8 protein-coding genes are annotated in these 12,022 nt (G+C 59.0%); 7 read left to right on the plus strand and 1 reads right to left on the minus strand.

Going from position 1 to position 12,022, the window contains the following annotated elements:
* Window positions 1–234: 234 nt before the first annotated feature.
* On the plus strand, window positions 235–1,440 hold the full coding sequence (locus tag SH292x_RS11195) for an FAD-dependent monooxygenase (protein ID WP_442485698.1): 1,206 nt from the start codon (window positions 235–237) through the stop codon (window positions 1,438–1,440).
* 192 nt (window positions 1,441–1,632) lie between these two features.
* Here the strand turns inward: SH292x_RS11195 and SH292x_RS11200 are convergent, their stop codons facing one another.
* Window positions 1,633–2,040 (minus strand): four-helix bundle copper-binding protein, encoded by a 408-nt coding sequence (locus tag SH292x_RS11200; protein ID WP_442485699.1) that lies wholly within the window; start codon window positions 2,038–2,040, stop codon window positions 1,633–1,635.
* 869 nt (window positions 2,041–2,909) lie between these two features.
* Between SH292x_RS11200 and SH292x_RS11205 the strand changes: the two genes are divergently transcribed.
* The 6 genes from SH292x_RS11205 to SH292x_RS11230 all read left to right on the plus strand — a co-directional run bounded on the left by SH292x_RS11205 (window position 2,910) and on the right by SH292x_RS11230 (window position 11,301).
* A complete protein-coding gene (locus SH292x_RS11205; RefSeq protein ID WP_442485700.1) occupies window positions 2,910–4,415 on the plus strand; it encodes an endonuclease/exonuclease/phosphatase family protein in 1,506 nt (501 codons plus the stop codon).
* A 114-nt stretch (window positions 4,416–4,529) separates the two neighbouring features.
* A complete protein-coding gene (locus tag SH292x_RS11210) occupies window positions 4,530–5,228 on the plus strand; it encodes a PEP-CTERM sorting domain-containing protein (RefSeq protein ID WP_442485701.1) in 699 nt (232 codons plus the stop codon).
* 346 nt (window positions 5,229–5,574) lie between these two features.
* On the plus strand, window positions 5,575–7,158 hold the full coding sequence (locus tag SH292x_RS11215; protein ID WP_442485702.1) for an efflux transporter outer membrane subunit: 1,584 nt from the start codon (window positions 5,575–5,577) through the stop codon (window positions 7,156–7,158).
* A 91-nt stretch (window positions 7,159–7,249) separates the two neighbouring features.
* The gene (locus SH292x_RS11220; protein WP_442485703.1) at window positions 7,250–7,723 is read left to right on the plus strand and encodes a MarR family winged helix-turn-helix transcriptional regulator; all 474 of its coding nucleotides are present in this window, start codon (window positions 7,250–7,252) and stop codon (window positions 7,721–7,723) included.
* Entirely contained in the window at window positions 7,720–9,045 is a 1,326-nt protein-coding gene (locus SH292x_RS11225) for an efflux RND transporter periplasmic adaptor subunit (protein WP_442485704.1), read from the plus strand. The genes SH292x_RS11220 and SH292x_RS11225 overlap by 4 nt, the downstream gene beginning before the upstream one ends.
* A 27-nt stretch (window positions 9,046–9,072) precedes the next feature.
* The gene (locus tag SH292x_RS11230; protein WP_442485705.1) at window positions 9,073–11,301 is read left to right on the plus strand and encodes an ABC transporter permease; all 2,229 of its coding nucleotides are present in this window, start codon (window positions 9,073–9,075) and stop codon (window positions 11,299–11,301) included.
* Window positions 11,302–12,022: the final 721 nt, after the last annotated feature.

Consider the following 12,022-nt stretch of genomic DNA (forward strand, 5'->3'; position numbering starts at 1 on the left):
AGTTTGCCGAGTGGAAACGCCCCGGGGATTGCCGGTTGTTACGCGGGATGTTGGTCAATGGTGGTGAACCCGCCGGCGGACTGGCATAACTCAACCCTCCGCCCTACCCACGTCGGCCGAACCGCCTAAGCTACGACATTGACGCAAACTTCGGACTTGAACGAGTATTGGGCGAGTCTCAAACGCCGCCTTTGCAGTGGTTGTACGGCTATGGAAACAGACAGGGAAGCAACATTGGGTTCACAACGTCGAGTGTTGATCAGCGGTGCTAGTATTGCCGGGACGTGTTTGGCGTTTTGGTTGCAGCGATACGGTATTCGTCCGCTGGTGGTCGAGCGGGCTACGGCGTTTCGAGATGGCGGGCAGAATATTGATATCACCGGCTCCGCCGAGAAGGTGGTGGAGCGGATGGGATTAATTGAGGCGGTGAGGTCTCGTAATACTCAGGAGGAAGGTCTGAAGTTCGTTTACTCGGATGGCAAGCCGGCTGGCGTGTTTCCAAAGGGGGGAAGCGCATCGTTCACCCGCGATATCGAGATCCTTCGCGGCGACCTCGCTCGCGTTTTCTATGACGCGACGGCGGAGACGGCTGAGTATCGGTTTGGCACCTGCATCAAGCAGTTGGAACAAAGCGCCGATTCGGTGAAGGTTCACTTCGACGATGATTCGTCGGACGATTTCGATCTCGTTGTTTCCGCGGAAGGGATCGGCTCGTCGACACGGCGGATGGTGATGGCGGACCAAGTGGATGTCGAGTTCTTGAAGGTTTACATCTCCTATTTCCGGATTCCGCGATTGCCCACGGATGACAATTGGGCCTACTGGATGACAGCACCGAAGGGACGTGTGGTGTTGGTGCGTCCCGGAACGGAAGATACTTTGTCCGTCTCCATCTGTTTCTGGTCGGAACGTGCCGACATTGAAACTCGGAGCGCTACCGAGCAAAGGAACAAAGTCAAAAACGTGGTGGCGGACCTGGGGTGGTTATGCCCTCGCATTGTCGCGAACATCGATTTCGACTCGGATTTCTATTTTGGCCCGCTGGGGCAAGTGAAGGCGAGGACTTGGTCGTCAGGCCGCTTCGCTCTGGTCGGCGACGCCGCCCATTGCCCCTCTCCCATCACCGGCATGGGGACTTCACTAGCCATTCTAGGTGCCTACCTGCTAGCGGGTGAGATTGCGAAGAACGACAACGTCAGCAGTGCGCTGCGAGCTTATGAGACGTTGTTCAGGCCCTACGTCGAACGAGCTCAGAAGTTACCGCCGGGGGTTCCGCGATTGGCGTACCCGCAGTCGCGACTCGGAGTTGCCGTGTTCAACAAGGCCACGTCGCTTATTGCGAGCCGCGTGATGCAGGGCACTCTCGCCGCCTTCGCCGGAAGCGAAGGTGCTAAAACGGACGGTTTCGAACTGCCATCGTATCGCGATTACGAGGTGTAACGCGCCCAAAGTGCGCTACGTAAAAACACGAGGGGCGACCCATAGGGCAGCTATGGTCGCCCCTCGCTGAGGTTCCCTGGTGCATGGGAAACTATTAGATGGGATCGTCCATCGGGCGGCGGGCTGGCCACCGTACTTTCCACAGATTCCGTGGTGGGAATGCCTAGGGATCGCTAGTCAACAGGCTGACTGCTAGCTCGCGTGCGACTCGGCCATCGTGCGGCACTCTTTGGCGCAGTCGCGGCATTTCTTCGCGCATTCGGCCATGTGCTTGTCGTCGGGGTACTGCTCGCACGACTCGGCGCACTTGTCGCAACACTCCGCGCAGCACTCCAGCATGGGGCCGGCGAGGGGGCTGTTGCGGGCACAGAGCGTTGCGCACGCTTTGCAGCACTCGGCGCAGTCGGCACACATGCGTGCCGTCTCGGCGTGCTCCTTCTTGCCGTCGCCAGCCATCTTCAGGCAGTGATCGAAGCACGAGTCGCACGCCAACTGGCAGCCCGCGCACACGGTGGCGCACTTGCTCATGCCTTCTGGTTGCGAGCCGTCCTGGGTGGTCGCTTGCAGCGCCAGTGCGAGTACAGCGAGAGTGGCTAACATGGCATTCCTCCTTAGACTTGGTGAGTTTCGGCCTGCGCTCTGCAAACGGCCGATGATGTCACAATGCAACGGGCAAATCGCATTCCATTGCGAATTATCCACCCAGATGGGGGAATGTTGAGAAGAGCGAAACATCGTTAAGCAGGGACGTCCCCTGCAAGAGTCAGTCATTCGCTCCTGCTTCCGCGATCTCCAGCACTTCGCGAACCGACCCGGTCACGATTTCCGGTTCGTCGACATGCACGACGTGACCCGCTTTCGTAGCGATAATCTGGAGGCCGTTGAGTAGGCAGATGACACCACAGGTCGACGCGTTCGACTGCTACTCAGGTAAAAGCATGCATCCCAATCTGCCGTGAAAACCGGAGAAAAAAGGGGCGGAATTGGAATTAGGAATGTAACCAAATCGTTTTTAGCAAGATCGACAGCCATCGTCGTAAGGTGATATTCACGAGGTGTGCGCGCATGGACCGTAGTGATCGCCGCAGCCTATCGTTTGAAGGTGGTAGATTAGTGGCCTGTGGGAAAGGGTGCGCAGGGACGCAAGTACATCTATGTGTTTAGTTTGAGTTTCCACTGTTGAAGTGATGTGTCAAAAAACCCTTGGCTAGGAAGTCGCCCGCAGCTACACTGGCAGCTTCGAGCCCTCCCGGCGGCGCCAGCTTTGTGATTCGGAGGGCCTTCTGTATCGTGACCGAAGCATTGGTCATCGCAACTCTCCTACCATTTCACAGAGCGGCCTCATGAAAGATTCTCTTCATAGAAGCGTATCAGGAATGTCTCCTGGATCTTCTCGGCGTAACTCGCCACTTACTTGTTGCCCGAAGGCACTGGGTATCGGGTCTCGCATTCTTCTCGGGGCTGCCGGCGTGCTGCTCGCTCTAGGTGGTGCCTCGGCTTACAGTCAGTCCATGGACATCAACGTGATGTCGCTCAATGTGTGGACGACCGATTCGCAGACGGCGAAACTTGCTGAAGTGATTCAAACTGGCGGCGGCGATATCGTTGGCATCCAGGAAATGAACGGAGCAACTAACGCCACGGCCTTAGCTGGCGCGCTCGGTTTTCATCAGCATTTGTACGGCACCAATCTCATTCTCAGCCGGTACCCGATTGTTGGAGTGGCTCCCAATCGTGGAGTCGAAGTCGAGCTGACTCCTGGGCACAACGCGTGGGTCTTCAATGCCCATTTAACCGCGTATCCGTACGGTCCTTACGACTTGCGAGATAATCCTTCGCTCACCGAAGCCCAGCTGATCTCGGCCTCGAATAGCACGCGTGGTGCCGAGGCGAACGCATTCATGACTTCGATCGCCAGCAATACCACGGCCAATGACCGCGTGTTCTTCACTGGCGACTTCAACGAACCCTCGCATTTGGACTGGACCGCGGCCGCCGCGGCGGCGACCACGCGCACGTACGACAAAGCGGTTTCATGGCCTACGTCACAGCGAGTGACGAGCGCGGGCTTCAGCGATTCGTTCCGCACCGTCCGTCCAGACGAGGTGAACGACCGAGGCTACACTTGGACGCCGGGACAGCCTGCGCCGAATTTCAGCTCGGGAAACAACGAGGTGCACGATCGCATCGACTTCGTCTACCATCGGGGCCCGGGCGTGACGGCTACAAGCTCCAACACGGTAGGTCCGCACAATTCGGTGTACGGCGGAGCGTTTCGCGCTGAGTATCACTCCGATCTTGGAGTTACCGGCTATCCGACCGACCATCGAGCGGTGACAAGTGGTTTCACGATCAGCGGTCTTCAGGGGTCGACTCTGACATTTGCGGGTTTGCCACACAACCGCGGCAATGCGACGGCCATCACTGAAGCCAATTACGGCAACCGTTTGGTGACTTCGCCGAACGTCGAGGTGAGCTTCGCGGCATCGGCCAACGCTCACTGGGATGCCTACAACGGAAACGTCGATTCGGGCTCTTCGCCGAATAACAACTGGGAGTGGGGCGTGGCTCAGCTTCAGTCCAATGGCAGCAACTCGCAAGCCACGTTCGATTTGGCTCTCAACTCTGACCCTGGCTTCGGTGTTGTGCTCAGCTCGTTCGATTTGGTGGACTACGCGAACTTCGCTGCGGGGCACACCGTGGAATGGGAGTTGTGGAATGGCCTTCCATCGAGTGGCAACCTGCTCGTCGCCGGCAGCGAGATTGTCGCCGCCAACCAAGTGAAATCGGTGCTCACCAACTACGACGAAACCATGTTCGGTGTGGTGACGCTGAGGCTGCGGCACGTCGCCGGCAACGGGACGGACCTAGCGATTGATAACATCGCCTTCCAACAGGTGCCCGAGCCAGGGACAGTTGCCCTCGCGTTGTTGGGCTCGTTGGCACTGCTGGGGCTGCGTTCGAAGCGGTCTTAGAAGTTGCCGCGGTAGCGTGATTCGCTGACCGGGTAGATTCTGTTTCCGGCGACCTCGCCGGGGACCAGGTTGAGACTTATACCAATATCTGTTTTTGACTCTAGAAGGCGACTAATGATGATGGGAAAAACGATGCACAAAGTGTTTCTGGCGATGGCGATTGTCGTAGGCATGTCGAATGTGAATGCGGCATCGATACTGGACTTCTCGCAAAATGACGTGGTTGAGAACCAGAACTTCGCTGGCTCGGGCTACGGCAATAACTTGCCGGAAACGCCCAACGTGACCCTTGAGTGGGGAGTCGGCTTGCAACACTACAACAACTGGAACGGACGAGGCGCTTCGGGCCAGCTCGATTTTGGTGATCACTCGGGGAGCACCATTGGGGGTGTCATTCAGCCCCCTTCCAATGGCGCGCCGATCAACGTGGTTCTCACCCCCGAAGCCGGTTATGGTGTTTACCTCACGAGCTTTGATCTCGACACCTGGGCGGGTGGCTCGATCGCACCGAACGGAATGAACGTCGGTTGGGAACTACTGAGCGGACCCGGCGTGCTCTACAGCGGCGTGTACAGCCTGCCCGTGCAGTCGGGTGGGAATCGTACTGCTATCATCACCGGGATGACAGAAGCCGACGCTATCTCGACCCCGCTCACTCTGCGTTACACTTTGAATAGCGGCGACGGAACCTACCTTGCCACCGACAATATTGCGTTCGGTCAGGTTACCGCGATCCCCGAACCCGCTACGGTTGCCCTGCTGGCGATTGCCGGCGGTGCCTTGGTGATTGCCGGTCGGCGTCGCTGGGCCTAGTTGCATAACGCAGTTGACAGGCGCCTCAGTTTTCGGACAGCGGCGGTGCACTTTGAGTGTGCCGCCGCTGATGCCGGAACCTTCTTATCGCCCAACTCTCCCGGGCGTGCCAATCCTACTCGCCAGCCTAGCGGGTTGTCTTCAAAATCCTTCGGGCCCATCACGCTTGCGGGACAGTGGGTGGACCTGCTAGCACTTATGCCGGACTCTGCCGGTAACAACGGTTATCGCGCCGCGAGGCCGACTCTTCACCCGGTTGCAGCGAAGACGCCGATTGTAGCGAAGATGGATTATTCGGGTGGCAGCGGTTGCGCCGCGAATCGGCTGGCTGGACGTCGAGCGAACGATGAAGCTGCACACCACTCTAATTCTAATGTTGCTAATCGGGCTGGCGGCCACCGCCGGATGTACGGGGCCGCGTGAGTACGTCCGCAACGGCTTCAAAGTAGGTCCCAACTATTGCCGTCCTGGTGCGCCGGTGGCCGACCGGTACATCGACGCCGCGGATAAGCGCGTGGACGAAGGGGAAGACGACCTGGCCGGCTGGTGGACGGTGTTCGGCGACCCCTTGCTCAACGATCTTATCGCGCAGGCGAACGACGAAAACCTAACGCTCCGCCAAGCCGGCTACCGCATTCTGGCGGCCCGCGCTCAACTGGCTATTGCCGTTGGCAATGCGTTCCCGCAGTTGCAGACGCTCGACGGCGACTATCAGCGCCTGGGCTTCGGCGACACATTCACCGACCAATGGTCGTCGGGCTTCAACCTGGCGTGGGAGCTCGATTTCTGGGGTCGATACCGCCGTGCCATCGCGGCGGCCGACGACATCCTCAATTCGTCGGTGGCCGATTACGATTCGATCCTGGTCACGCTACTCAGCGACGTGGCGTCGAACTACGTTCGCTACCGCACCACCGAAGAGCGAATTCGACTACTGAAGGGAACGATCCAGATCCAGGAAGACGTGCTGGTGTTCCTCAACGAGCAAGTCGAACAGGGGGCGAGTACCGATGTCGACCGGGCGCAGGGGAGCAGTAATCTGAACCAGAGCCTCGCGCAGCTTGATCAACTGGAGATCGAACTGCGGCAATCGCAGAACCAACTCTGCATCTTGCTCGGCATGCCACCCACCGACTTGACGGCGCTACTGGCATCAGGTCCCAAACGCGATATCCCTGTTCCGCCCGACTTTGTCATGGTGGGCATTCCCGCCGACCTCTTGCGTCGCCGGCCGGACGTTCGTCGCGCGGAGCTGGACGCGATGGCTCAGGGAGAGATGGTCGGCATCGCCGAAGCCGACATGTATCCGTCGTTCGCCATCACCGGGCGGCTTGGCTGGCAGGCGTCGAACCTCTCGGACCTGTTCAGCAGCGAGTCGCTCGCCAGCAACGTGGGCTTCGGCTTTAACTGGAACATCCTCAACTACGGCCGCATCCTCAACAACACGCGTTTTCAGGAAGCGCTGTTCCGCGAGCTTGTGGCGGCGTACCAGCAGACGGTGTTGCAAGCGGCACTCGAGGTGGAGAACGGCATCGTTTCGTTCCTCCAGAATCAAGAACGGACGGAGAACCTGCAGGCGAGTGTCGACGATTCGTACCTTGCGCTGGAGATCGTGGTGGCTCAGTACGAGGCGGGGCTCCCTACAGTGGAGTTCAATCAGTACGCGGTGATTCAGCAGACGCTCATTCAGCAGCAGGACCTGTGGGCGCAGTCGCGCGGGCAGATCGCGCTGAGTTTGATCGAGGTCTATCGCGCCCTTGGTGGCGGCTGGCAAATCAAGCTGGGCGATGTTCCCGACAAGCAGGGCATTCTGTCGCCGGCGGTGCCGGTGCAGCCCGAGGCGGTCGTGCCCGGCGAGGTGGTACCAGCGGGTGAAGGCGATGTCGAAGCGCTTCCCGAAGATGGTGTACCCCCCCAGCCACTCCCGTAGCTTACAAAGCAGGCGCGATGTTGCTTGATTTAGTTTAGTGGCATGAATATTATGCTGGCATTAAACACCTCTCTGCGAGGCGAATGCCGGAATGCCAGCGACCAAGACCGTCACGAAACCGCCGATCCAACAGCAAACGGCGGCGATTAGCTCGATGCTGGGGGACTTCGTCCGTAACCTGCTTTACGTCGAAGACCCCACGGCCGAGCTTCCTCTGCGGCAGTTGCACGTCTGCCATACCCTGCTGTCGGGCCCCCGCAGCATGACCGATCTTGCGGTGGAGCTGAAGATTTCGCCGAGCGCGACTACCCAGATCGCCGATCGGCTGGAGCGGGCTGGGCTCGTCATGCGGATTGCCGACGAGCGGGATCGACGCGTCCGGTGTTTAAAACTCACAGCCGAAGGCACGCGGGCGATGAAGTCGCGGGAAGCGGTTCGCGAGGCTCGGCTGGCCGCGGTCTGCAAAAGGCTCTCGAACGCCGAACGGCAGCAGGTGATCCAGGCCTTTGAATTCTTGCACCAAGCGCTCCACACCCACGATTCTTCCGCGGTGAAGTCACGATGAAGACGTTCCTAATCCTTACGGCAATCGTTGCCACAGCCGCCGGCGGTGCCCTGGCCTGGCAACAGTACGGCGCGAGCACGCCGCAGGTTCACTATCGGACGACACCGGTAGAGCGTGGCGACCTGATCGTTGGCGTGAGCGCAACGGGGACGCTTCAGCCCGAAGAAGTGGTCGACGTAGGTGCCCAGGTTGTCGGGCGGGTGAAGGAATTTGGTCTCGATCCGAACACGCCGGAATCAACGTCGCGAGAGAAACGAATTGACTACGGCTCGATGGTTGAGGAGGGAACCGTACTTGCGCGAATCGACGACATGGTCTACGTGGCCCAGCGGAACCAAGCTAAGGCGGCACTTGCAAGAGCCAACGCCGATCTGATTCAGTTACAGGCCCGCCGCGAACAAGCCGATGCCGAGTGGAAGCGTGCTCAGCGATTACGCGAGTTGTCGGTGGATAGCATCTCGCCGACGGCCAAGGCCCGCTCGGGTGGGCCGGCCATCAAGATTCGAGGCATTTCGGATAGCGACTACGTGCTTGCCAAGTCGAACTTCGAAGTCGCAGTGGCCAACGTGGCGGTGGGCGAAGCGGCCGTGGCACAGGCGCAATCGTCGCTGGATCTCGCCGAAACGAACTTGGGGTTCACCATCATTAAGTCGCCGGTCAAAGGGACAATCATCGACCGCCGTGTAAACATTGGCCAGACTGTGGTGTCGAGTTTGAATGCACCAAGCCTGTTCTTGATCGCCAAAGATCTAACGCGGATGCAGGTGTGGGCATCGGTGAATGAAGCGGATATTGGCGTTCTAAAGGTGGGCCTGCCCGTATCCTTCACTGTCGATGCGTTTCCCGACGAGGTTTTTCGCGGCGCTGTTGAGCAGGTTCGTCTCAATGCGTCGATGACCCAGAACGTGGTTACCTACACCGTGGTGGTGGCGGTTGATAATTCGAACATGCGATTGCTGCCATACCTGACGGCCAACGTGCAGTTCGAAGTTTCGAAAGCTGCGGACGTGTTGAATATCTCGAACGCTGCGCTCCGCTACCAACCTTCAAAGAACACGATGGCTCCGCAGAACGCTAGTCGACCGCAAGAGGAGGACAACGGAGCCACGAAGCCAACCGGCACCGTGTGGGTGCAGCAGGGTGAGACGCTTAAGCCAATTGAGGTGCAGTTGGGGACGACCGACGGGGCTCGTACGGAGATTTCTGCCCCTGAGCTCGCCGAGGGAATGCAAATCGTCGAAGGCGAACTGAGCGTGGACGAGATTGCCGACGTGAAGAATCCCTTTGGGCCGCCACAGTTCGGGCGTACGCGAGCGCGTTAGTCGACCAGTCGCCGGGAAGAGCCTGTTATGGATCTAATTCGCCTCAACAACATCACCAAGACGTATCATCTTGGTGAGATCGACGTGCCCGTCCTCAAGGGCGTGTCGATGACCATTCGCCGTGGAGAGCTGGTCGCGTTGATGGGTGCCTCGGGCTCGGGCAAGAGCACGCTGATGAACATCCTGGGCTGTCTGGATCGTCCCACTTCGGGCGAGTACTGGCTGGATGGCGTCGAGATCAGCCAACTATCGAGCAACGAGCGGGCGATCGTTCGGACCGAGAAACTTGGTTTCGTTTTTCAGAGCTTCAACTTGCTAACGCGCACGTCGTCGGTCGACAACGTGTTGATGCCAGTCGACTATTCCCCCAAGCGGCAGCCAGCGTATGAAACGCACGATCGGGCGGTTGAACTGCTGACCCGAGTGGGTCTCCACGACCGGCTCGATCACGTGCCATCGCAGATGTCGGGTGGTCAGCAACAGCGCGTGGCCATCGCTCGGTCGCTGATTAATCAGCCGAAACTGCTGCTCGCTGACGAACCGACCGGTAATCTCGACTCGAAAACGAGTGTCGAGATCCTGCGGATGTTCCAGGAACTGAACACTATCGGGATCACGGTGATTCTCGTCACGCACGACCCCAAAGTGTGCGAGTACGTTCATCGAACCATTCGCATTGTGGACGGACTGATCGTCGATGACGAACGGACTGCCGATGCTAGTGGAGAGTTTGGGGCAGCACATGACAATGCCCCGCCGCTGCATATCTACACGGGAGATAGCGGATCGTCCGCGACCGCCGTGGCGGAGGCACCTGCAACAATCACCGCTGTCGCGCCGGCCCTTCAGAAGCCCGCGCGGGTGAGCCATCAACGTCGCCTGTCGGCAATGCTTCCCCCGACACTGCGTACGGCCATTACCGCGCTGCGGCGTAACAAAATGCGATCGATGCTTACGGCGCTCGGTGTGATCATCGGTGTCGCGGCCGTGATTGCGATGGTCGAGATCAGCCAGGGCTCGCGGGCGTCGCTGGTAAAGACCATGTCGTCGATGGGCACCAACAACATCATGATTCGCTCGGGCGCCGCGGCGAGCGGTGGCATTAGTTTCGGCGCGGGCTCGGTGCTCACATTAACGCCGGGCGATGCCGAGGCGATCGGCGAGCGCTCCAACGCTCTTACCGCCGTGGCTCCCATCGTCCAGGTGCAAGCGCAGGTGGTCCGTGGCAACCGAAACTGGGTGCCAATGACCATCTACGGTACGACACCCGAGTATCTGAAGATTCGAGATTGGGAAATGCTCGATCAGGGGGAGATGTTCACGGATCGCGATGTCCGCAACACGAACAAGGTATGTGTCATCGGTCAAACGATTGCCAAGGAGTTGTTCGTCAACGAGTCGCCGATTGGTCAGGACCTGCGTGTCAAGAACGTAACGCTCCGCGTGGTGGGCGTGTTGAGTCGAAAGGGTGCAAACATGATGGGGATGGACCAGGACGATGTGATCCTGGCACCCTGGACGACCATCAAATACCGCGTCTCCGATAACGCGGCCGCGGCGACAACGACCTCCGAGTCATCGAGTGCAACGTCTAGCGAGGTGAACACACTCAGCAATCTGTACCCCGGTTCTACTTCTCTTTACGCAGAGCGATCCGCGACCCAGGCCGCCAACAATCCACAGCCGGTTCGCTTCACCAATGTCGACCAGATCATGGCGGTTGCGCAATCGGCCGACGCGATTCCACAAGCGATGGACGACATTGAAGTGGTCCTGCGCGAACGCCACCGCATCCGCGATGGCCAGCCTGACGACTTTAACCTTCGCGACATGAGCGAAATGGTGAAAGCCATGAGTTCGATGTCGGACATGATGGGGGGATTGCTGATGATTGTTGCCTTCATCTCGCTGGCCGTAGGTGGCGTGGGCATCATGAACATCATGCTGGTGTCGGTCACGGAGCGCACGCGGGAGATTGGCTTGCGGATGGCGGTGGGAGCTCGATCGTTTCATATCCTCCGGCAGTTCCTGATCGAGGCTATTGTACTGTGCCTGTTCGGGGGACTCGTTGGGGTGCTGGTTGGGCGTGCCGCTTCGATTGGCGTGTGGTACGTGATGCGGTGGCCGGTTCAGGCTTCGATCCCGGCTATCCTGGCAGCGTTCTTCGTATCGGCGTCGATCGGTATCGCGTTCGGATTCTATCCGGCCTGGAAAGCGTCGCGGCTCGACCCGATTGAAGCCCTGAGGTACGAATAGGGGCAATTCGAGCCGCCGCGAGAGTGTCCGGGAGAAGGGATTCCAGCTAGTTGTGGGGTCGGCAGGGATTTCTCAGGTTTTGCGATTCCCGCTTGACAGCACCACGATCATGGCCAATACTGCTGGTGAGTTGAGCGTCCTGCTCGTATTTACGGGTAGGTTCTACAGGCCATTTCGACCGTCGGTTGGGCCACTTTCGCTCGGGACTTTCGTTCTCTATCGAAATCGCTCCCATAGCGCTGAGGCGTTTCCGACTTGCAAGGCCTTTTGCCGAAGGCGTGGCACGTGTGGGTTGTTGGCGGACAGTCCGCCGCATCGTTTGCCACTTACGCGGTAAAAGCCGGTCGAACTTGGGGGCTGGATGTTGCGCGGTGCCGCAGCGCCTGAGTGGCCTCAGTAGAGTTCGCTTACCACAGTAAAACACGGCCAATTCGGTGGCCGGGTAGCTTGGATGGCCAATCTCCTAACACTTAGGAACACACTGTCGTAGTCAAGTGACGGCGAGTTCGAGTCGCGTTTCTTTCGCGCACCTCGTCGCCACGGACTCAGAAGCCCCGCTAGGAAGCACCGGGCATTTATCGATTCGCAGCCGGTCGTTTGTGGGCGCTTACGTTTTTGCCCCGATCGACAACTCGACTGGCAACGCCGCGTTTCAACATTCGATTGCGGGAGCGGTTCGCCGCTCGAAGTCACTCGGTACGCCAACCGTTTTTTTCAGCGG

Source organism: Aeoliella fuhlenseeensis, assembly GCF_052161615.1.
In the GTDB taxonomy this organism is placed as follows: Bacteria; Planctomycetota; Planctomycetia; order Pirellulales; family Lacipirellulaceae; genus Aeoliella.